Origin of the sequence: Halosimplex aquaticum (assembly GCF_028747785.1) — an archaeon.
GTDB lineage: Archaea > Halobacteriota > Halobacteria > Halobacteriales > Haloarculaceae > Halosimplex > Halosimplex aquaticum.
This window is the reverse complement of sequence record NZ_CP118158.1, coordinates 137,973-159,479: the sequence shown is the minus strand read 5'-3', so window position 1 is coordinate 159,479 and position 21,507 is coordinate 137,973. Positions and strand designations below refer to the sequence as shown.

General features: G+C 70.8%; 23 protein-coding genes. 16 read left to right on the top strand and 7 right to left on the bottom strand.

Translation table 11 applies throughout. From position 1 onward, the window contains the following. The first annotated feature begins 102 nt into the window (after positions 1-102). The 8 genes from PSC72_RS00870 (at position 103) to PSC72_RS00835 (ending at position 6,928) form a co-directional block, all read left to right on the top strand. Complete coding sequence (locus PSC72_RS00870; RefSeq protein WP_274324014.1) at positions 103-825, top strand: hypothetical protein; 723 nt, start codon at positions 103-105, stop codon at positions 823-825. After that, positions 825-1,148 (top strand): hypothetical protein, encoded by a 324-nt coding sequence (locus PSC72_RS00865; protein WP_274324013.1) that lies wholly within the window; start codon positions 825-827, stop codon positions 1,146-1,148. Before PSC72_RS00870 ends, PSC72_RS00865 begins: the two co-directional genes overlap by 1 nt. Continuing rightward, positions 1,148-3,538: a DNA polymerase domain-containing protein gene (locus PSC72_RS00860; RefSeq protein ID WP_274324012.1), complete on the top strand. Its 2,391-nt coding sequence runs from the start codon at positions 1,148-1,150 to the stop codon at positions 3,536-3,538. Before PSC72_RS00865 ends, PSC72_RS00860 begins: the two co-directional genes overlap by 1 nt. Before the next feature lie 214 nt (positions 3,539-3,752). Further along, the gene (locus tag PSC72_RS00855) at positions 3,753-4,010 is read left to right on the top strand and encodes a hypothetical protein (RefSeq protein WP_274324011.1); all 258 of its coding nucleotides are present in this window, start codon (positions 3,753-3,755) and stop codon (positions 4,008-4,010) included. Beyond that, on the top strand, positions 4,007-4,174 hold the full coding sequence (locus PSC72_RS00850) for a hypothetical protein (protein WP_274324010.1): 168 nt from the start codon (positions 4,007-4,009) through the stop codon (positions 4,172-4,174). The genes PSC72_RS00855 and PSC72_RS00850 overlap by 4 nt, the downstream gene beginning before the upstream one ends. Then, a complete protein-coding gene (locus PSC72_RS00845; protein ID WP_274324009.1) occupies positions 4,161-4,364 on the top strand; it encodes a hypothetical protein in 204 nt (67 codons plus the stop codon). The genes PSC72_RS00850 and PSC72_RS00845 overlap by 14 nt, the downstream gene beginning before the upstream one ends. Positions 4,365-4,614: 250 nt before the next feature. After that, a complete protein-coding gene (locus PSC72_RS00840) occupies positions 4,615-5,322 on the top strand; it encodes a hypothetical protein (RefSeq protein WP_274324008.1) in 708 nt (235 codons plus the stop codon). Between the two features lie 208 nt (positions 5,323-5,530). Then, positions 5,531-6,928 (top strand): DNA polymerase Y family protein, encoded by a 1,398-nt coding sequence (locus PSC72_RS00835; RefSeq protein ID WP_274326227.1) that lies wholly within the window; start codon positions 5,531-5,533, stop codon positions 6,926-6,928. A 37-nt stretch (positions 6,929-6,965) separates the two neighbouring features. Here the strand turns inward: PSC72_RS00835 and PSC72_RS00830 are convergent, their stop codons facing one another. Beyond that, complete coding sequence (locus PSC72_RS00830; RefSeq protein ID WP_274324007.1) at positions 6,966-7,877, bottom strand: pectinesterase family protein; 912 nt, start codon at positions 7,875-7,877, stop codon at positions 6,966-6,968. A gap of 91 nt (positions 7,878-7,968) precedes the next feature. Here PSC72_RS00830 and PSC72_RS00825 point away from each other — a divergent pair, with 91 nt between their 5' ends. Both PSC72_RS00825 and PSC72_RS00820 read left to right on the top strand, forming a co-directional pair. Next, positions 7,969-8,691, top strand: a complete 723-nt coding sequence (locus tag PSC72_RS00825) for a fumarylacetoacetate hydrolase family protein (RefSeq protein WP_274324006.1) — start codon at positions 7,969-7,971, stop codon at positions 8,689-8,691. 122 nt (positions 8,692-8,813) lie between these two features. After that, entirely contained in the window at positions 8,814-10,103 is a 1,290-nt protein-coding gene (locus PSC72_RS00820; protein WP_274326226.1) for an MFS transporter, read from the top strand. Positions 10,104-10,147: 44 nt separating this feature from the next. On the opposite strand, the gene PSC72_RS00815 is transcribed toward PSC72_RS00820, so the two are convergent. Further along, the gene (locus PSC72_RS00815) at positions 10,148-10,942 is read right to left on the bottom strand and encodes a CAP domain-containing protein (protein ID WP_274324005.1); all 795 of its coding nucleotides are present in this window, start codon (positions 10,940-10,942) and stop codon (positions 10,148-10,150) included. Between the two features lie 146 nt (positions 10,943-11,088). On the opposite strand from PSC72_RS00815, the gene PSC72_RS00810 reads away from it, so the two are divergent. Beyond that, entirely contained in the window at positions 11,089-12,339 is a 1,251-nt protein-coding gene (locus tag PSC72_RS00810; protein ID WP_274324004.1) for a hypothetical protein, read from the top strand. 7 nt (positions 12,340-12,346) lie between these two features. Here the strand turns inward: PSC72_RS00810 and PSC72_RS00805 are convergent, their stop codons facing one another. After that, a complete protein-coding gene (locus PSC72_RS00805; protein ID WP_274324003.1) occupies positions 12,347-12,694 on the bottom strand; it encodes a hypothetical protein in 348 nt (115 codons plus the stop codon). A 298-nt stretch (positions 12,695-12,992) separates the two neighbouring features. Here PSC72_RS00805 and PSC72_RS00800 point away from each other — a divergent pair, with 298 nt between their 5' ends. Further along, positions 12,993-15,077, top strand: a complete 2,085-nt coding sequence (locus PSC72_RS00800) for a helicase HerA domain-containing protein (RefSeq protein ID WP_274324002.1) — start codon at positions 12,993-12,995, stop codon at positions 15,075-15,077. A gap of 140 nt (positions 15,078-15,217) precedes the next feature. After that, a complete protein-coding gene (locus PSC72_RS00795; RefSeq protein ID WP_274324001.1) occupies positions 15,218-15,814 on the top strand; it encodes a hypothetical protein in 597 nt (198 codons plus the stop codon). An 18-nt stretch (positions 15,815-15,832) separates the two neighbouring features. Here PSC72_RS00795 and PSC72_RS00790 read toward each other — a convergent pair whose 3' ends face one another. The 3 genes from PSC72_RS00790 to PSC72_RS00780 form a co-directional block, all read right to left on the bottom strand. Continuing rightward, positions 15,833-17,113 carry an MFS transporter gene (locus PSC72_RS00790; RefSeq protein ID WP_274324000.1) on the bottom strand — a complete coding sequence of 427 codons (1,281 nt, stop codon included), beginning with the start codon at positions 17,111-17,113 and terminating at the stop codon, positions 15,833-15,835. Between the two features lie 53 nt (positions 17,114-17,166). After that, a complete protein-coding gene (locus tag PSC72_RS00785; RefSeq protein ID WP_274323999.1) occupies positions 17,167-18,501 on the bottom strand; it encodes an erythromycin esterase family protein in 1,335 nt (444 codons plus the stop codon). A 99-nt stretch (positions 18,502-18,600) separates the two neighbouring features. Continuing rightward, entirely contained in the window at positions 18,601-18,873 is a 273-nt protein-coding gene (locus PSC72_RS00780; RefSeq protein ID WP_274323998.1) for a HalOD1 output domain-containing protein, read from the bottom strand. 116 nt (positions 18,874-18,989) lie between these two features. Between PSC72_RS00780 and PSC72_RS00775 the strand changes: the two genes are divergently transcribed. Continuing rightward, complete coding sequence (locus tag PSC72_RS00775; protein WP_274323997.1) at positions 18,990-19,661, top strand: helix-turn-helix domain-containing protein; 672 nt, start codon at positions 18,990-18,992, stop codon at positions 19,659-19,661. 58 nt (positions 19,662-19,719) lie between these two features. Next, the gene (locus PSC72_RS00770) at positions 19,720-20,091 is read left to right on the top strand and encodes a DUF7344 domain-containing protein (RefSeq protein WP_274323996.1); all 372 of its coding nucleotides are present in this window, start codon (positions 19,720-19,722) and stop codon (positions 20,089-20,091) included. A gap of 29 nt (positions 20,092-20,120) precedes the next feature. Here the strand turns inward: PSC72_RS00770 and tpiA are convergent, their stop codons facing one another. After that, the gene (gene tpiA / locus PSC72_RS00765) at positions 20,121-20,771 is read right to left on the bottom strand and encodes a triose-phosphate isomerase (RefSeq protein WP_274323995.1); all 651 of its coding nucleotides are present in this window, start codon (positions 20,769-20,771) and stop codon (positions 20,121-20,123) included. A gap of 199 nt (positions 20,772-20,970) precedes the next feature. On the opposite strand from tpiA, the gene PSC72_RS00760 reads away from it, so the two are divergent. Then, positions 20,971-21,501 carry a response regulator transcription factor gene (locus PSC72_RS00760; RefSeq protein ID WP_407653017.1) on the top strand — a complete coding sequence of 177 codons (531 nt, stop codon included), beginning with the start codon at positions 20,971-20,973 and terminating at the stop codon, positions 21,499-21,501. Positions 21,502-21,507 lie beyond the last annotated feature (6 nt).

The following is a 21,507-nucleotide window of genomic DNA, read 5'->3' as shown; positions in this document are numbered from 1 at the left end:
CTCGGCGTCCGATTCCGTCGCTGTCCGGCGATCGGCTTTACTTTCACTTCCGCTCCGGGGTAGGCTGGCGTTTTACCCCCTCGCGTCCCTCTGTCTGCGGCGATGACAGAACCTGTCGACGTTCCGATCCTCGATCCGGGGCTGACGCTGTTGCGCTGTCCCGGGCCGCGCTCGACGGCGATCCATCGTCTCGCACTCGCGACACTCGCCGACACCGCGGGCGTGGCCTACTGGGTCGACGCCCGCAACGTCGCCTCGACGTATGCGTTGTACGACCTCGTAGACAGTCCGCGCCGACTCCGCCGGCTCCGGATCGCCCGGGCGTTCACCGCCTACCAGCACCACGCGCTCGGCCGCCGCGTCGTCCAGCGGGCAGACGGGCGGACCGGCCTGCTCGTCGCGCCGAACGTCGCCTCGCTGTACCGGGACGACGACGTGCCCCGCTACCAGCGCGAGCGCCTGCTCGACAGCACCGTCCGGACGTTCGCGGCGCTGGCCGACGCTCGCGAGATTCCGACGCTCCTCAGCGTCCCCGCCGAGCGTGACCCCGGCCCCGCGGCCGAGCACGCCGACCGCGTGATCCGCTGCGAGGAGACGAAGATGGGCCACCGCTTCGAGGGGCCCGGCGTCGAGACGACCGTCTACTGGGACGAGGGCTGCTGGCAGACGACCATCCCCTACTGGGTCGACCTGCTCGGCGCCGCGCCCGAGTCGCCCGGACTCGGGCTCGACCCCGCCGGAACCGGTTCGCCCGACCCGGTCGAACAGGCCACGCTCGCCGCGGCGGCGGCCGGAGTCGCCGGAGTCCCCGGAGGTGCGGACTGATGGGCCGGACCAACCCGACCTATCGCGACTTCCTCCGGCGGCTGGAAGACGACTGGCGCCCCTTCCGCCGGGGGCTGCGCCGGCGGCATCAGGACGACTTCGACCGGCTGTTCGAGCGGGCCCGCGGCCACGCCGACGCCGCGGGCTACGCCAACGGGACCGACCCCGAGTTCGCCTTCCTGCTGTCGGTCCTGCTCGCCCAGGAGCGCGAACTCCGGGAGCTGCGCGAGCGGGTGGACGAGAGCGAGAGCGGGGACGAGACCGGGCGCGGAGACGAGAGCGCCGACGGCGGATTCACCGCGGAGCGGTCGGGACGCGACTGATGTCGCTGCTCGCCCCGGAGTTCCGGTCGGACGGGTCGGTCCGCGAGTGGCACGCGACCGCCGACGGGGTGGAGACGCGGGTGAACGACGACTACGCGCCGTCGCTGTACGTCGAGGCGCCGGATCCCGCCCGCACGGACCTCGCCGAAGCGCTCTCGTCCGATCCGAAAGTCGTCGCGACGGGAACCGAGCGCCGCTATCTCTCCCTCGACGCCGACGAGCGGAAGCCGGTCCTGCGGGTCGACCTCGCCCGCGTAGACGAGGTACGGACGCTCGCCCACGAGATCCTCTCCCAGTACGCGGTCGACTACGCGCCCGGGAAAGTCAGGCTCTACGACGTGGACCTGGCGCCGGGCTTTCGCTACTGCGTGGACACCGACACCTCGCCCGTGCCCGACCGGGAACTGCGCCGCCTCGATCTGTCGATCCCCGAGCGGGCGCTCGCGGAGGACGATCTGACCGCGCTCCGGGTCGACGGCGAGCGACTAGTCGACGCCCGGACGGCGGGCGCCGCGGCCAGCGCTGCGGCCGATTCGCGCCGGGCGATCGACCGGACGGTCCTCGACGCCCTGCGAGAGCGGCTCGACACCGTCGATCCGGACGTGCTGGTCTGTTCGACTGCGGAGCTGATCCCCCGGTGTCACGACCGGGCCGCGGAGGTCGGTCTCGACGACTTCCGGCTGGGGCGAGCCCACGGGTACGAGCGGCTCGCCGGCGCGAGCACGTACGAGAGCTACGGCCAGGTCGGCCACTCGCCGGCCCGCTACGCGGTCCCCGGCCGGGCGGTCGTCGACCGGTCGAACACCTTCCTGTTCGGGAAGTGCGGGCTGCCGGGGCTGCTCGACCTCGTCGGGCGCTCGTGGCGGCCGCTCCAGGAGACCGCGAGGGGGTCTATCGGCACGATACTCACGTCTATCGAGATCCGCGAGGCCCGCGAGCGGGATGTGCTCGCGCCGTGGAACAAGTGGGAACCGGAGGCGTTCAAACCGGTCCGGCGGCTCCACGACGCCGACCGCGGCGGGTTCACGTTCGCGCCCGACCCCGGCCCGTACGAGGACGTCGTCGAGGTCGACTTCGCGTCGCTGTACCCCAACATCATGCGCGAGTGCAACGTCAGCCCGGAGACGGTCGGCTGCGACTGCTGCGACCGCGAGGACGTGCCCTGGCTGGGTTACAGCGTCTGCGACAGCCAGGGGTTCATCGCCGACGTGCTCGGCGGCCTCATCGACGACCGCGCCGATTTCAAGGCCGAACTCGCGGACCTGCGCGAGCGGGCGGACGCCGAGACGCTCGCGGCCGTCGGGGGCGGCGACTACCAGGCGACCTACGCCGAACCCGACGAGGGCTCCCCGCTCGCCGAGCGCATCGCCGCGCTGGAGGGGCGGGTGGACGCGCTCAAGTGGGTGCTCGTCTCCTGTTTCGGCTACCAGGGCTACCGGAACGCGAAGTTCGGCCGAATCGAGTGCCACGAGGCGATCAACGCCTACGCCCGGGAGATCGTCCTCGACGCCAAGGAGCAACTGGAGGCCGCCGGCTGGCGCGTCGTCCACGGGATCGTCGACAGCCTCTGGGTGCAGCGCGAGGCGCGACCGGAGGGAGCGCCTCGGAATTGCGAGCGGGGAGTGCGCGGCGCTTCGCGCCGCGAAGTCGAGGCGGCGGAGCCGCCTCGCGCGGAGCGACCCGCGAGCCGCGAGGCCGACGATCCGGTCCCGATCGAGGAGGTCGTCGCCGAAGTCGACGCCGACGCGACGCCGGAGGACGCCGAGATCCCGCTGGAGGTCGAGGCGCGCTTCGACTGGATATGTTTCGCCCCGATGCGCGACTCGCGGGCGGGCGCGCTGACGAAGTACTTCGGGCGGAAGGCCGGAACCGATCCCGAGACGGGCGAGGCGTTCAAGTTCCGCGGGATCGAGACGCGCCAGCGCTCGACGCCGCCGTTCGTCGCCGACGTGCAGCGCGACCTGATCCGGACGCTCGACGCCGACAGGTCGGCCGAGGCCGTCTGCGACCGCCTCGCCCGCGAAATCGCCCGGCTGGAGCGCGGCGCGGTCGACCCCGAGGACCTGGTGATCCGCCAGCGCGTCTCGAAGTCCGTCGAGGCGTACGGTCGGCGGACCCGGACCGTGGCGGCGCTGGAGCGCGCCGCCGACCGTGGGTTGGAACGGCCGCCGGGGACGAGCGTCGAGTACGTCGTCGTCGACGACCAGAAGCGAGGCGCCGACCGCGCTCGGCTCCCCTTCGAGGACGTGAGCGACTACGACGTCGACTTCTACCGCGAGCGGCTCGTCCGAGCGGCCGAGAGCGTCGTCTCGCCGCTCGGGTGGGACCGCGGGCGGATCCGCCGGTACCTCCGCGACGGCCGCGACCTCTCGCTGTCGGCCTTCGAGTGAGCGCCGCCGGCGAGCGCTCCGCGTGGTGCCGGCCGCGTTCTCACCGCTCTTTCTCCACGTACGTACCGCATTCCGTCCGACTACTTTCACGGCCGTTCGACCCCCTATAATCGCAGGACGTGGCGGGGATTTCCGCCGCGAGACCACTTTCACTTCCGCTCCGGGGACGCGGCTAACGGCTTTTGTACCGGGGTCGCTGGTCGGAGGTGTGCCAGTGAGCGAATACGCGGCGAACGACTCGCCGCGCGGCGGAGTGGTATCGGACTCGGAGGAACTGGGTGCGGAGGCCTCGCGGGGCCGACGGCGCTGGGCGACCATCGTCCTCGAGGAGTGCGGCGACGGCTGGCGCGCGACCCAGGCCGGCGTCGCCGCGGAGGGGCGCGGCGAAACGGCGGCCGACGCCGCCGCGGCGTACTGCCAGCGGATCGCCGAGACCGGCGACCGGAACGGCGGTCGGGAGGGCGCGAGATGACTGACGCGGGCAAGGCCGGGTCGCGGGTGGTGTATCGGTGTCACGGCTGCGGGTTCGAGTTCGGCGTCGCGAGCGCGGGCGCGGTGCCGTGCCCGCGCTGTGGCTGTATCGGCGACCACGAACTGACGGGAGCGCTCGCGGGGACGATCGATGGTGGCCCCTGAGGACCTACGCGAGTTGCTCTCGGACCCGTACCGAGTGGCCTGTCCGAAGGGTCACACGGCGCTGAATCCCGCCGAGAGGGCGCCCAGCGCCTACTGTCGGACCTGCCGCGAGTCCTACCACGCGGAGGAACTGGTCGACCGACGGCGCGGCCCCGACCCCTGCGAACCTCACCGCAGGGGGAAGGACTAAGTGTGCGTGTTACTAACACACAGGTGGAGCCATACGGGGCTCCCGACGTGAACCAGCGTCGTGAACTCCCGGAACATTGGCACCGTGCACGAATCAGCGTGCGACTGCGACGGGCCCTGGCCACCCCGTCGCGCCTCGAGGTTTTATCGACAGTCTTCGTCCGGAGCGACGGATATCGCGCCTCTCGACCGGGTACTCGCTCGCGCTCGTCGGGCAGTAACTCTATTGTGGAGGACCGGAAAGACGACCCGTGAACAGACGCTGGGGCGACCGCGGCATCTCCGAGCAGACGCTGCTGATCCTCATGGCCGCGGCCGCGGTGTTGCTGGCGATGTCGGTCGTCACTTCGCTGTCGGGCGGGGCCGGGAGCGCGGACGCCGACCGGCCGCGGGCGAGTTTCGTCTTCGAGACCAACGGGACGGACGTGCTCGTCACGCACTACGGCGGCGACCGACTCAACGGTTCACACGTCTACGTCGTCTCGGACCGGCGGGGCAGGCTCGGCAACTTCGCGGGGACCGACGGCGAGGCCTGCGCGACGCCGGTCTCGAACGTGACCCGCGGCGCGTCGTGCCGGGTTTCCGGCGCCACCTACGAGGCGCTCGCGATCGTCTGGAACGGGTCGAACGGGGGCCGGCTCGTCCTCGATCGCAGACCGGCGGCGCCGACGCCGAGTCCGACGCCCACGGCGACCCCGACGGTTACGCCGACGCCGACCGTGACGCCGAGCGCCACGGTGACGCCGACGCCCGCAGCGGGACCGAACGGAACGAGCATACCGACGGGAACGCCCGGAAACAGCACCGTGACGCCAGTCCCCAACGGTACGACCGCGCCGACGGGCACCGCGACGAACGGGACCGAAACGAGCGGGACTGCGACCGCGACGCCCGCAGGACCGACGACCGGGACGCCGACGAGCGCGGACACCCCCACGGCGACGCCGACCGGCGGATGACCCCGGAGACCGGGACGAGTTGGCGCCGCCGCCGCGCCGAGGGGTTCTTCACGACCCGAGCTAGAGGGGCGAACGAGCAGATGGACGCGACCGAGCGCGCGGGTAGGGCGCGGCGGCGAAATCCGGCAGCGGGGGCGCACCCGTGAGCGGCGACCTCGGACGGCTCGGGAGCGCACCGACGCCCGATCAGGTCGTCTGCCACGTCGACATGGACTGTTTCTACGCCGCCTGCGAGCGACTGCGCGAGCCCGCGCTGCGCGGCCAGCCGCTCGTCGTCGGGATGGGCTACGAGTCCGACGAACCCCACGGCGCCGTCGCCACCGCGAGCTACGAGGCCCGCGAGTTCGGCGTCGAGAGCGCGATGGCGATCTCCGAGGCGCTGGAGCGCCTGCCCCGGAAGGTCGAGGCCGCGAAAGACCCCGACCTCGACGTCGAGGAAGCGGGCTTCTACCGGCCGGTCGACCTGGACTACTACAACGAGGTCGCCGCGGACGTGAAGGCGATCCTCCACGAGAGCGCCGACGTGGTCCGCGAGGTCAGCATCGACGAGGCGTACCTCGACGTGACCGACCGGGTCGCGTGGGACGGCGAGGCGGCCGAAGAAGCGGACCTCCAGAGCGTCACGGCGTTCGCCCGCGACCTCAGCGAGCGCGTTCGCGAGGAAGTGGGCGTCGTCGCGAGCGTCGGCGTCGCGCCGACGATGAGCGCCGCGAAGATCGCCAGCGACTACGACAAACCCGAGGGACTGGTCGTCGTCGAACCCGGCGAAGTGCGGGAGTTCCTCGCGCCGATGGACGTGGCGGAGATCCACAACGTCGGCCCGGTCACCGCCCGCGAGTTGCGGGACATGGGCATCGAGACGGCCGGAGACCTGGCGGCGTCGGACCCCGACCGCATCCGCGAGCGATTCGGCGAGCGCGGACTGGAAGTCCGGCGGTTCGCCCGCGGCGAGGACCCCCGCGAGGTGACCCCCGTCGGCGAACCCAAGAGCCTCTCGCGGGAGTCGGCGTTCACCGATCCGACCGAGGACGTCGAAGAGAAGCGGGCGAAGGTTCGCGCCCTCGCCGCCGACGTAGCCGAGCGCGCCCAGCGGGAGGGCGCGCTCTACCGCACCATCGGGATCAAGGTCGTCACGCCGCCGTTCGACGTGAACACGCGCGCCGAGTCGCTGCCCGGTCCCGTCGAGGACGCCGACCTCCTCGAATCGACGGCGCTCGACCTGCTGGAGGAGTTCGCTGACGACCGCGTCCGAAAGCTCGGCGTCCGCGTCTCGAACCTCTCGTTCACCGAGGGCGAGCAGGCGAGCCTCGGTGGGTTCGAGGGGACGGCCGAATCGGCGACGGCGGACGACGACAGCGGGGCGCTCGCGGACGAGTCCGCCGAAGACGGGGCGGTGGGCGACGGATCCGACGGAGACGGGATGCAAGTAGACGAGGCCGACGAAGGTCGGACGCTCGCGGACTGGGCCGACGACAGCGGGACGCCCGGCGACGACGAGGCTGCGAACGATGAGGCCGCGGCCGCGGACGACGAACCCGCCGACGAGGCCGACGGGCGATCGCCGGAGGAGCGGGACGGACAGCTCTCGCTCTGGGAGTACGAGTGAGCGGCGTGGCCTGTACTCTCCGAGCGCAGACGAACAGCTACGCGAGCCGTTCGAGCGGGTCCCAACCGTCGAAGATCCGGTCGAGCGCGTACCGTTCGGCGGCCTCGTCGTCGAGCTGGTGGGCCCAGTCGACGCGCTCGTCGGGCGTGAACCCCGGTCCGCTGTTCTCGTACTCGGCGTAGAACGCGGTCTCCTCCTTGGCGGGTTCGTCCCAGTTGTGCCACCCCTCGGGCCGGATATGGCTGCCGAGGTACGTGTTCAGAAAGACGGTCCGCGCGTGGGGCCGCCACGGCCGACCGAGGTAGAACGACTCGGCGGACGCGTCGCCGGTGACCTCGCAGTCGCGGAACACGAGGCCGAAGTCGTCGTCCTCGGGGGTCGAGGCCGCGGTCACGTAGCCGCTGTCGCCCTTGCAGACGACCTCGCAGTCGTCGAAGACGGCCGTCGCCCACCCGAAGACGAAGTCGACCGTCCCCTCGACGTAGCAGTCGCGGTAGTACTGGCGGCTGTCCTCGCCGTGGACGTAGAGGGTGTCCTGGTTACCGACGAACCGGCAGTTCTCGAAGACCGCCCGGTCGCCGTCGACGCGGGCGGCGACCGCCTGTCCCACGCGGCCCGCGTCGTTCCGGACGGTGAGGTTCCGGACGGTGAAGTCGTCGCCGAACAGGAAGCAACTGGACGACTCGGTCGTGCCCATCTCCTCGCCGAAGCGGTTCTCGCTGCCGTTGTAGTCGTCGTAGGTGAGCACCGTCTCGGCGGCGTCTCCGCCGACGAGCGTGACGTTCGTCTTCGTGCTCGGCACGACCAGTTTCTCCCGGTACGTCCCCGGGGCGACGAAGACCGTCGTCTCGTTCTCGCGGAAGTCCGGCACGGCGTCGACGGCCGCCTGCACCGTCTCGAAGTCGCCGTCGCCGGTCGCGTCGACCACGAAGTCGGCGGTGTCGCGCATGTCTCCGAGAGAGGCCGCGGGCGGACATGACGATTGTGGCTCGACGCCGCAGTCCAGCAGCTATACGTGCGACCCCGTTCGACGGTCTCGCATGCGACTCGCCCGCTTGCAGACGCCCGACGGCGTCGTCGAGGGCCGCTACGAGGACGGCGTGGTCGTCGCCGACGACGGCGAGTACGTCGTCGGCCGCGACGGCGACCTCACCTATCCCTGCTCGCCCTCGGCGCTGTACTGCGTCGGCCGCAACTTCGCCGAGACGCTCGACCAGATGGACTACGAGCGCCCGGAGGAACCGGACTTCTTCATCAAACCGCCCGCCGCGCTCGTCGGTCCCGAGGACCCCGTCCGCTACCCCGAGTGGACCGACGAACTGACCTACGCGGGCGAACTCGTCGCCGTGATCGACGAGCGGTGTCGCGACGTGTCGCCCGAGGAGGTGCCCGACGTCGTCCGCGGATACACCGTCATGAACGACGTCGACGCGCTCGACCAGCAGGGCCGTACCGCCCGGAAGGCCTTCGACACCTCCGCGCCGCTCGGGCCGTGGATCGAGACCGACGTTGACCCCACCGGACTGGACGTGGAGACGCTCGTCGGCGGCGAACAGCGGCAGGACGCCAACACGGAACTGATGCTGTTCGACCCCCACGAGATCGTCTCTTACCTCTCCCGCCGGTTCACGTTCCGGCCGGGCGACGCCGTCGCGTTCGGGAGCCCCGCCAATCCGGGCACCGTCGAACCCGGCGACACCGTCGAGATCACCTACGAGGGCGTCGGGACGCTGCGGAATCCGGTGGTCGAGGGGAGCGACTGACGGCCTCGCCCGATCCTCGATCGAGAGCCGATGCTCCAGTTCCGCTATCACGAGGATAAAGACACTCGACGGGCAACGAGGGGACAGTGAACGCGAACGACAGAGCGATCACCGCGCTCGTGATGCTCGCCCACGGGGCGGTTCACACCTACGAGATGGCGGTGCCGCTGTTCGTCGTCATCTGGCTGGACCAGTTCGACACCATCGCCCTCGGCGTCGCGCAGTTCGACGTGACGAGGGCGACCGTGGGCGTGATCGTCACGCTCGGTTACGGGCTGTTCGGCCTCGGAGCGCTCCCGGGCGGTATCGTCGTCGACCGTATCGGTTCCCGGCGGCTCATCAGCGCCTGCCTGCTCGGCATGGGCCTGTCGTACATCCTGCTCGGCCTCGCGCCGAACATGGTGGTCGTCGCGCTGGCGCTGGTCCTGTGGGGCGCGAGCGCCAGCGTCTACCACCCCGCGGGCCTCTCGCTCATCAGCAAGGGCGTCGAGGAGCGGGGGACCGGCCTCGCGTACCACGGCATCGCCGGTAACCTCGGCATCGGTCTCGGGCCGCTGATCGCGGCGGTTCTCCTGCTGTTCGTCCAGTGGCGGACGGTCGCGCTCGTCCTCGGCGCGCCCGCGATAGTCGCGGCCGTGTACGCCTCGCAGGCGAACTTCGACGAGACGGCGGCCGTCGACGCGGAGGCCGCCGCGGACGGCGGGAGCGCGGGCGGGTCGAAGGCCGACAGCGGCGTCGACTCCCTCGGGGAGTTCCTCACGGAGTCGCGGCGACTGCTCGCCGGGAGCTTCGTGCTGGTGTTCGTCGTCGTGATGTGCTCGGGGCTGTACTACCGCGGCGTGCTGACGTTCCTGCCCGAACTCCTGCAGGACCTCCCCGGCTTCGCGCCGATCCCCGTCGACCAGCTACTTCCGGCCGGCGTCAGTTCGGCGCTGGGCGTCGAGGCCGGCGGCGGTCAGGAGCTCAATCCGGAAGATTACTTCTACTCCGGGCTCCTGCTCGTCGGCGTCCTCGGCCAGTACGCCGGCGGGAAGCTGACCGACCGCGTCCCCGTCGAGTACGGCATCGCCGGCGCGTTCGGCGTGCTGGCCGTGCTCGCGCTGCTGTTCGTCCCCGTCTCGAACGCGGGGCTCGTCCCGCTGATGGCGCTGGGGGCCGTCCTCGGCGTGTTCCTGTTCGTCGTCCAGCCGCTGTATCAGGCCACCGTCGCCGAGTACACGCCGTCGGGGACTCGCGGGCTCTCCTACGGGTTCACCTACCTCGGGGTGTTCGGCGTCGGCGCGCTCGGCGGGACCATCGCCGGCGGGATCCTCGCGTTCGCCGACGCGACCGCGCTCTTCCTCACCCTCGCCGGGTTCGCCGTCGTCGGGTCGCTGCTCGGCGTGGTCCTCGGCCGTCGGGCGACGGCCTGACGCGCCGCGGTCGTCGGCACCGCCGCGACTGCCGCGCCGCCCCCTCAGCAGAAGTTCTGCGTGACGACGACCTGCGTCTTCTCGCCCTCCGCATCGAGGACCGCGCCGACGCCCTCGCGCTCCCAGTAGGGCCGGAGGAGGTTCTCGCGGTGGCCCGGCGAGTTCATCCACCCGCGGACGATGCCGCGGGCGATCCGCGTCTCGTTGCCGCCGTAGCTGACGACGCCGACCTCGGTCTCCACCGGCGTGTACGCGTAGGTGTAGGCGAGGTTCTCGCCGCCGGTCACCGGCTCGCCGCCGCCCCGCTCGATCCGGCAGTCGTAGCCGAACCGCTCGTAGCGGTCCAGGAGCGTCTGCCCGTCGGGCGACGTGTGGGCGAAGAACTCCTCTACGGCCATCTCGTTGCTGTAGTAGGCGGCTATCTCGGCCAGGTCCTCGCTGTACGACAGCGGCGGGAGGCTCCGGTTGCGACGTATCTCGTTGACTCGCTCGTGGATCTCGCGCTCGATCAGCGTGGCGTTGATCTCCCCCGATCCGGCGCCGTTCGCTCCGCCCCCATCGGTCGCGGCCGACGAGGCGTCGGAGTCGGCGACCGATTCGCCCACGCCGTCCGCCGTCGGGACCGACGGGTCGCCGTCCGCCGGAGCGGCGTCGTCCACCGACTCGGTCGCGGCGGGCGCGTCCACCGCTGGACCCTGACCGCCGAACGCGACGGCCCCGAGCCCGACCGTCGCGGCGACGACCGCGACCAGAACGAACCCGACGAGGACGGCCGTCCGGTCGCCGAACGCGGCGGGACCGGCGGCGCCGCCGACGTCGTTGCTCTCGGGCTGTTCCATCGGGGCGATCTAGCCGGCCCGCGGGGAAAGCCTCGTTGCTCAGACGGGGATCCGGCGGGCGTAAACACCCGCTACCGCGGGGAAACGTGTGACTATTCGTGAACTGACACGTCGGTTTATCTCCGGTGGCGTGGTGTGGAAACTCGATGCGAACTACGACACAAGCGCTCGGTGCGATAGGTTGCGTCGTCCTGCTGGCGGTGAGTGCCCTCGGCGCGGCCGGGGCCGTGGCGACTGCCACACAGGCTGCGAACGAACCGCTCCCGCCCGGCGTCGGGGACGAGGGCGTGACGAACAGCACGGCTCTCGTGGAGGCTCACGTGACGGCGGTCAACGAGACCGGCGCGACGCTCGCGGTCGGGAGCGAGTACAGCGTCAACGACAGCTACTACGTCAGCCAGTCGACGACGTCGACGTTCGGCGAGGGCGTGAGCCCCTTCCGGCTCCGGACGGTCGGCACGTTCGAGGACGAGAACGAGACGGTCCGGTTCCTCAGCGACCAGTGGGCCAACGAGACGGTCCTCGTGAGCAAGGTCAGCTACGAGAACCGGACGGAGTACACCAAGCAGTACCTCAACGCCACGGCCGGCCCGGCGGACCCGTTCTCCGACGACCTGCCGCGGCGGTACGTCGAAGAACAGGTCACCGGCGAGGCGCTCCTCGCGGGGACGCTCTCGCTGGGCAACTTCACCGTCGAGTCCACGGAGACCGTCGGCGGTGAGAACCTGACGACGCTCACCGCGGCCGGGGTGAACGAGTCCGTGTTCAACGGGACTGCGGCCGTCGAGCGCTTCGACGCGACCATCGTCGTCAACGAGGAGGGGCGGGTGCGCGCGCTGAACGCGACCGTCTCCTACGAGCAGAACGGGTCCACCTTCGACTACTCGTACGACCTCGAACTGCTCGCGACCGGCGACGCCGAGCCGCTCGAACCGCTCTGGAGCGACCGCGCGGTCGCCCAGCCCGCGGTCTCGGTCGACATGAACGCGAGCGATTCGTACTTCACGCTCACCAACTACGGCCCCGACGCCCTGCCGGCGAACTCGACGGTCGTCGCCACGCACGACAACCGGACCGTGAACCTGACGCTGAGCGAGGACCTGGGCGCCAACGAGTCCGTCTACGTCTACTACTCCAGTGACGGCGGCCCGGCGCAACTCGCCGCGACGCCGCCCGCACCCGAGAACGCGACCGCGCTCTCCGGGGAGTACGACTTCGAGATCCGCTCGCCCGACGGGACGACGATAATCTACATCGGCTTCGGCTTCGCGAGCGCCAACGAGACGACGACGAACGCGGTCGGCGCCGAGGCGCCGGCCGCCGTCGGCACCGACTCGCCGGCCGCCGTCGGCACGACTCCGCTTTCTGGCCTCGTCCGGGCCCTGCCGGTCGGGTAACGCGGCGTCAGTCGACGCCGTTCTCTAAGTTGTCCAGGAGCTTGCCGACGAACAGTCCCATCCGCGGGGACAGGTCGCCGTCTTCGGGGGTCTCGGTCGGGTGGGCGGCCATCGTCTCGACGAAGCGCTCGCCGAAGGTCATGGTGTGCATCATGTCGACGACGTCGACGGTGAGCCCCTCGTCGCCGGTGTCCATCTCCGGGTGGCGCTCCTTCTCGGCGGGGGAGTAACTGATCGTCCACGACGGGCCGCCGACGGCGTCGAGCACCGTCTCCAGCGACCCGATCTCCAGCGGGCCGTCCGGCGCGCCGACGTAGACCGTCCCCTCCTCGACGGTCGTCTCGTAACGCGTCACTGTCCCATCCACTCCATCGGTCGCAACCACTCTACTCCACGTTCGCGCTCCGCGGTTAAATCGCTTGACCATCGAACACGTCACTTCGCTTCACAACGGGCGGCCGCTCGCGGTCTTCCCAGAACTCCACGGACGTCGGCGCGTGGGGAGGACGAGGGTGACGGTAGCAGTCGGAGAGCGCGAAGAACTGGCGTCGAGCGACGGGGGGTCGCGGTGAGCGAGAAACGGCTGCGGCCGCGGGGTCGTCAGACGGAGGTCTGACGGGGGCTTATGGCTCCGCCGCGGCTGTCGATCGGTAATGGCAGAGACAGAGTCGATCACCGTCGCGGACGTCAGCGACGGGCCCTGTGGGTCGGGCGAGCCGGGTCGGTCGGTCGACCTGCCGGTCGTCGAGTTGCTGACCGGCCGCGGCTTCATCACCGGCAAGTCCGGCTCGGGCAAGTCAAACACCGCGAGCGTCGTCGTCGAGAAGCTCCTCGACAACGGCTTCGGCATGCTCATCGTCGACATCGACGGCGAGTACTACGGCCTCAAAGAGGAGTACGAGATCCTCCACGCCGGCGCCGACGACGAGTGCGACATCCAGGTCACGGTCGAACACGCCGAGAAGATCGCCACCCTCGCCCTCGAACAGAACGTCCCCATCATCCTCGACGTCTCCTCGTTCCTCGACGAGGAGGAGGCCGCCGAACTCCTGACCGAGGTCTCCAAGCGCCTCTTCGCGAAGGCCAAGAAGCTCAAGCAGCCCTTCCTGATGCTCGTCGAGGAGTGCCACGAGTGGATCCCCCAGAAGGGCAGCGTCGGCGAGTGCGGCAAGATGCTCATCAAGATCAGCAAGCGCGGCCGCAAGCACGGCCTGGGCATCGTCGGCATCAGCCAGCGCCCCGCCGACGTGAAGAAGGACTTCATCACCCAGTGCGACTGGCTCGTCTGGCACCGGCTCACCTGGAACAACGACACCAAGGTCGTCAGCCGGGTGCTCGACAACAGCTACGCCGAGGCAGTCGAGGACCTGGACGACGGCGAGGCGTTCATGATGAACGACTGGGACGAGGACATCCAGCGCGTCCAGTTCCACCGCAAGCAGACCTTCGACGCCGGCGCGACGCCGGGCCTCGACGACTTCGAGCGCCCGGACCTCAAGTCCGTCAGCGACGATCTCGTCTCCGAACTCGCGGAGATCAGCGAGGAGAAAGAACAGACCGAGGACCGCATCGCCGAGCTCCGCGACGAGCTCGACGAGAAGAACTCCCGCATCGCCGAACTGGAAGCGGAACTGCAGGACGCCAGGGACATGCAGCGGATGGCCGACCAGTTCACGCAGGCGCTGGTCGACCACGTCAAGGGCGCCAACCCGGGCCGCACCGAACAGGAGCGGATGCGCGAGCGGCGCGCGGCCGCGACCGGGGACCAGGCGTCGTTCGACGAGGTCGGCCGGTGGGGCGACGGCGCGTCCGACCGCGACGAGGAACCGCCGCTCCCCGACGAGACCGCCCGCGAGGACGACGGCTACGAGCAGAACGCGATGACCTGGAACGGCGACGGCGAAGCCGCCGGCGGAGGAGCGGCCCCCGCGAACGCGAACGGCGACGCGACCGCGGCGAACGAGGGGAGCGCCGACGCGAGCGCAAACGGCGACGCTGGCGCCGGAATGTTCGACATGGCCGGCGCGTTCGGCGACGACGCAGACGACTCGGTCGCCGAGGCGGCGGGCGCTGCGACGGACGGCGGCGTCGTGAACGACGCGGCCGACTCGGACGGCGCGACCGACACGGCGGCGATGACCCGCGGGTTCGACGCCGTCGACGGGAACCCGCTGGGCGACCGCGCGACCGACGCGTTCGAGGCGGGGACGACCGCGACGGTCGACGCCGATTCGGTCGAGGACGCCTCGGCGTTCGCCAGCGACCTGGCGGACGACCTCGCGGACCTGAGCCCGGAGACGCGCCAGATGCTCCGTTACTACCGCGACCACGGCCCCGGCACGCCGATCGACGCGCTGTTCGCCGCCGGTGGCTCCGAGGACCGCACCGCGGCCTACGCCCGCAACCGCCGCCTGCGCGTCAACGGCCTCGTCGAACACGTCGGCCGCGGCCGCTACGACTACCGCGTCCCCGAACTCCTCGCCGAGCGCACCGACCTGGAGAGCGTCGACTCGCTCGTCCAGCAGGTCGAGCAGGCGCTCGACGACGGCGACCTCGACGACGTGTCGGCCGACGACCCCGCGGGCGCCGGAGACGTGCCCGCCGAGGACGCCACCCCGAACGAAGACACCGGCAACGGTCTCGACGACCTCCGGCCCGACGACTCCGACACTTCCGACGACCCGACCGACGACCTGTCCGTCGCAGCCGACAACGACGAAGTCGAACTCCTCGACTGACTGGCTCGCGAGACCGCACGCGGTGTCCGCTCTTCTTCGATCACCTGTCTCACACCTCCGGCGGCCGTGGGCGGCCCTTCCCGGCGCCCGAGTGCGCCTCCGATCACAAAACTCACGTCAACGTGGCGAACAGTTCGGGTATGCCATCGTTCTCGCGGCGCCGCGTTCTCGCGACGGGCGCCGCAGCCCTCCTCGCCGGAGTGGCCGGCTGTGCGGACAGCGGCGGAGCGTCGACCGACACGCCCACGGCCACGGAACGGTCCTTCGAGCACAGCGTCTCAGATCCGGCTGCCCGGACCGTCAGAAACGACGACGGGGAGCCGGCGGTCACCTCGTCGGCCCGCTCGACCGACGAGAGCATGCTGGGGACGCCGACACGGATGGCCGACGAGTACTGGACCGTCAACGACGCGGACGAACGGGACGCCCTGGACTTCTCCGGCGCGAGGACGGGCGCAGAGGCGGCTCGCACCTTCGCGGCCGAGACCGACCTCTCGACGGCGACCCTCGTCGTCCACCAGTACTACGTCGAGAAGTGCGTGACCCGCCGATTGGAGCGGCTCCGGTGGGGCGCGGCCGAACAGGGGCCCGAGGGGTCCGCCGCGATCAGGCTGACGTACGAGGACGCCGAGCGGGACGGTGACTGCGAGCAGGAGGGGATCGGACCGATCGAGGCGACGGTGTTCCGGATCCCCGAAGAGATCGGGCAGGTGACGCGGTTCGGCTACCAGGTGTGAGCGACCGCCGAGGTCCGATCAGATCTCGGGCAGTCGCAGACCGGCGGCGACCATCGCGAGCGCGCCGACGGCGAGAACGGCGAGGCCAGGGAGGAACGACCCGGTCAGGTCGCGGAGCCCGCCGACGAGGAACGGGCCGAAGAAGCCGCCGAGTTCGCCGACGGCGAATATCAGGCTGACAGCTGTCGCCGTCAGCGCGGGACCGATGTCCTCGATCTCGGTCGGGATGGCGCGGACGAGCGGCGAGACGCCGCCGACGCCGCTCCCGGCGACGAGCGCGGCCGCGCCGGCGCCGACGGCGTCCCCGACGAAGGCGAGCGCGACGACACCGGCCACGGCGGCGAGTCCGCAGGCGACGACGCCGTCGCGCCTGCGGCCGAGGCGGTCCGAGACGGGCGGGACGACGACCGTGCCGACCGCCTGGCCGACGACGAACAGCGTGGCGACCGTCGCGGCGACCTCGGGGGAGACGCCCCGCGATCCGGCGAGCGTCGGGAGCCACCCCTGCAGGCTGTGGCCGAGCAGGAGGTAGGCGGTGCCGACGACGACGAGCAGCCGCATGACGCGGTGGGAGAACACCCGCGCCACGTCGGTCCGGAGGGAGGCCAGCGAGAAGGCGCTCTCGCCGTCGCCGCCGTAGGGCGTCCCGTGTCGGCGACCGTGCCAGAGTGCGACGGGGACCCAGACGGCGAGGAAGGCGAGCGCCGCGGCGCCGAGCGCGCGGAAGGTCGGCCGCCAGCCGCCGAGCGCGGGGCCGAGGATCGCCCGGCCGACGCTGTAGGCGGCGGCCGTCCCCGCGTACGAGCCGAGGATGTACACCGTCGACATCGTCCCGAGCAGGCGCGAGGGGAAGATGCTCGCGACGAGCTTCGGCAGACCGAACGTGATCCCGGTCGCGCCGACGGCGAACAGGACCGTCGTCGCGAGCATGCCCGCGAAGTCGCCGGTCGCCGACCGGAGCAGTTGCGCGACGCCGAAGATACCGACGGATATCGCGATCCCCCGGCGCGCGCCGATGCGGTCGAGGACGAGCCCCGAGAGCAAGGAGAGCGGGACGTAGGTGAGCGGGACGGCGCCGACGAGCGCGCCGGACTGCGTGTCCGAGAGTCCGAGGCCGTCGGCGATGGGGTCGAGGAACGCGGCGAGGGCGAACCAGTTCGCCATCAGGAGCAGGTAGCTGCCCGCGCCGAGGACGACGAGCAGGTAGGAACTCGGCGTCACGGCGTCGACGGCGTCCGTGTCGGCCGCCCGCTCGCGACTCGCGTCGTCGGATTCGCGACCGACGTCGTCGTCGACCATGGGCCGCCTAGTGACGGGCGCCCCAAAACGGCACCGTCACCGCCCTCGCTCGGTCAGACGCCCCAGGGGTACGTCTCGGGGACATCGCGGCGCTCACTGTGCGTCGCGAGCGGGTACAGCGCCCGGCTCTCCTCGACGTGGACGAACGAGTCGTAGCGCTCGGGCAGGACCGTCGGGACGTAGTTGCCGAGTTCGCGCTCGGGGTGGTAGACGACGCCGATGGCGCGCTGGCCGCGCTCGGGTTCGAGCCCCGACGCGTCGGCGTCGTCGAAGACCATCGCCGCGTCGCCGACGCCGGCGCGGTGGAACACGTCGCCGTAGCTCGCGTTCGTCGCGGCCGGGACCTCCATCCGCTCGGGCGTCGCGTCCCAGGACCGGCCGGCGATCACGCTCCCGCGGTGGGTGCCCATGCCGACGAGGTGGACGTCGTCCTCGCCGTGGCGCTCGCGGGCGAGCTGCCCGATGTTCACCTTCCCGCGGTCGGCCATGTCGGTCGCTCGCGCGTCGCCGACGTGGGTGTTGTGGGCCCACACGATCGCGGCTCCCTCCGTGTCCTCGCGCTCGCAGAGGCGGTCCAGCGTGTCGGTCATGTGGCGGTCGCGGACGTTCCACGACTCCGGGCCGCCCTTGGCCATCTCCCGGTAGTAGCTCTCGGCGTTTCTCGCCACGAGCGCGTTCTGGACGGCGTCGAACGCCGACTCGTCGACCGCGTCGCCTCCCGTCTCCGGTCGGGGCAGTTTGTCGACGATGTCGGTCAACACGGACACGACCTCGTCCTCGCAGTTCTCGGGGGCGATCCGCGTCGACCGGGCGTACTCGCGGGCGTCCTCGCCGTAGGGCTCGAAGCAGTGGTAGGCGTCGCGGGCGCGCTCGGCGAGTTCCGGGTCGAGGTCGTCGAGGTAGTCGACCACCGCGGCCATCGACTCGTAGAGGCTGTAGACGTCCAGTCCGTAGAAGCCGACCCGGTCCTCGGGGGGGCGCTCGGCGTTGTACTCGCGGAGCCACTCCAGGAAGTCGAGCACTTCCCAGTTGGCCCACATCCACGTCGGCCACCGGTCGAACCCCTCCAGGACCGTCCGGGTGTCCTCCGGGGCGGTGGGGTCGCCCCGGACGTGGCGGTTGACGGCGAAGCAGTCGGTCCAGTCCCCCTCGACGCCGACGAACGCCACGTCCGTCTCGCGGATCAGTTCGGCCGTCACCTGCGCGCGCCGGCGGTAGAACTCGCTGGTGCCGTGGGAGGCCTCACCGATGAGGACGTACGACGCGTCGGTCGCCGTCTCGACGATCCGGTCGAGCCCGTCCTCGATAGGGCGGGCGTTGCGTTCGACCGCCTCGACCGCCGCGTCGATCCCATCCGTCCGCTGCGGGGCGCGCTTGCGTGCGGACATCGTCGCCGCGTAATCGAGTCACGGACAAGAGCGGACGCCCGGCGAGTGCAACCCGGCGCGGTCCGCCGCGGAGCGGTCGGTCACCGCAGGGGCGGGCGCTCACGCCGTCTCCAGGAAGCGCGCGGTCCCGTCTTGCTCGACGGTGATGCGGTACCCCTCGTAGCTGAACGTCACCTCCATCCGGGCGTCCGGAGAGGGCGGGTTCGAGAAGAGGTGGTCGAGCACGTTGTCCACGCAACTGTACATGTCGCTCAGTGCCGTCACGTCCGTGCCCTCCAGGTCGGCGACGGCCACCGCGACCTCCGCCGCCGGTTCCTCCGCATCGGTGTCGAGCGTTCGTCGCATGACGTCCGTCTCTCGTTCGTCCGACATCGTCAGGCCGTTGGACTGCGACCGGTTTATCGGTGCCTACTGGGACGACAGATCCGCAAGTATCCCGCAGGGAACCGCCGGCGGGCGCTTATTGCGCTCCGGACCCGAACACGTTCATGAGTGTCATCGGCGAGTTCACCGTCCCGGCGGAGTCGTTCGCGCTCGCGGACGCGCTCCGCTCGGCTCCCGAGATGCGCGTCGAGGCGGACCGACACGCCACCCACAGCCCGCGCGAGGTCCTGCCGTTCCTCTGGGCCACCGGCGGCGACTTTGAGGCGTTCCGTCGCGAACTCGACGCCTCACCGTCGGTCGAGACCGTCTCGGTGGCCGAGCGCACCGACGGCGAGCGGATGTACCGGTTGACCTGGGCGAAGCCGTTCCGCGACCTGATCCACGACATGATCGACCACCACGCAGCGATCATCGAGGCCGCCGCGAGCGGCGAGCAGTGGTCGCTCCGCCTCCGATTCGCCGAGGAGGAGATGGTCTCGGCGTTCCAGGAGCACTTCGAGGAGACGGGGCGGCGTTTCGAGGTGCGCTCGCTGTGGCGACCGTCCGGCCCCCGCCAGCGCGAGTTCGGCCTCACCGCAGAGCAGTACGAGGCGCTCGCGGCGGCGGTCCGCGAAGGGTACTTCCAGGTGCCCCGGGAGGCCACCGCCACGGACCTCGGCGACCGCCTCGACATCTCCGCGAACGCGGCCTCACAGCGGGTTAGACGCGGGTCCGCGGCGCTGGTCAGGAGCGCGCTGTTGATCGACGAAGACGACGGCGGCGGCGCGGACGGTTAAACGGCGTTATCATCGAAGGCGGTACCTGATTGAGCCAGACGACCTCCCTCGAAGCGAGATGACTACGACAGATCTGCGAGACGTCGCCGCCGCTGAGTCCTTCGACGCCGATGCCGACCTCGTCTTCGGTGCGCTTTCCGACGCCGACAGGCGGTTCGTACTCGGTCGACTCGTCGAACGGACGGGGGAGGTCGCGCTGGCGGAAATAGCGACCGACCTGGCCGCGTGGCAGCGGGACGTCGACGCCGACGAAGTGGGCGACGCCGCCGTCGAGTCCGAGCACGCGAAGCTCTATCACGTTCACGTCCCCAAGCTCGCCGACGCCGGTCTCGTGTCCGTCGAGCGCGAGGACGACGCGACCGCCGTCTCGCTCGCGGCGGACGCCGAAACGGTCCGAGAACACGCCGACCTCTCCGCGGTCGACGCCTGAAGACAGCGCTGCGATCGGAGCGACGGAGGTTATTCTGCGACCGGTTCGACGAGGTCTTCGAGCGCTGCCCTCGGGTCGTCCGCCTTGGCGACGCCGCTGGCCAGCAGGACGCCCGACGCCCCGAGGTCGCGGGCGGCGTCGAGGTCGTCGCCCGTCGAGATGCCGGCGCCGCAGAACACGTCGACCGAGCCGTCCACCGCGGCCGCGGCCTCGACCGCGTCGGTGACGACGTCGGGGTCGGCCTTGCTGACCGGCGTCCCCGTCCCGATGAGTTCCGGCGGTTCGACCGCGACGGCGTCCGGACCGAGCGCGGCCGCGGCGCCGACCTGCTCGGGATTGTTCGCGCAGACGACCGTCTCCAGGTCGGCGCGCTCGGCCGCGTCGAGGCCCGCGTCGATGTCGGCGAGCTTGCGGCGGGCTTCCGAGTGGTTCAGGAGCGTGCCTGTCGCGCCAGCGTCGGCGACGGCCTCGGCGAGCGTGCTGCCGGTGTGGCTGCCGTGTTCGACGGCGCTGACGTGCTGGGCCCACGTCTCGACGCCGGTGTCGGCCACGGCCGAGAGGTGGGCGGCCTGCGGGGCGACGGCGATGCGGACGCCGGTCTCCTCGCTCACGTCGCGGGCGGCCTCGGCGACGGCCACCGGGTCACACGGGTAGGCTTTCAGATTGACCAGGACGAACATACCCGGGAGGCGAACCCGGACGGAGAAATAGGTTGTGAGTCCGGCGAGACTGGCGTCGCGGTCGGTCGAACCGGAGCGGGCGGTTCGTCGGAGAGCGGCGGAGGAGGCAGCGAATGGACGGCCGCCGAGGGTGAGAGTTAAGGCGGTGTCCTCGTAATCTACGTCCGTTGTGACACAGGGGACCGAAAAGCGAGGGACGGTGTTGGTCGTGGAAGACGAGACCCACCTCGCGGAACTGTACACGGAGTACCTCGACGACGAGTACGACGTGCGGACGGCGTACGGCGGTGTCGAGGCGCTGGAGATGCTCTCCTCGGACCTCGACGTGGTCCTGCTGGACCGGCGGATGCCGATCGTCTCCGGCAACGAGGTCCTCGCGGAGATCGAAGAGCGGGGCCTCCAGTGTCGGGTCGCGATGGTGACCGCCGTCGACCCCGACTTCGACATCATCGACATGGGCTGTGACGACTACGTGGTCAAACCGGTGACCCGCGACGGCCTCCGGGCGGTCGTCGACCGACTGATGAAGCTCTCGGAGTACAACGACCGGATGCGGGAGCTCACCGCCAAGCGGCTCAAGCGGAACGTCCTCGAGATCGAGAAGACCGAGTCCGAACTCGCCGAGAGCGACATGTTCCGTCGCCTCCAGCGGGAGATCGAGGAGATGGAAGAGGCCGTTCAGGGCATCGCCGACGAACTCGGCGCGGACTACGTGGCCAGACAACAGTAGCGACCC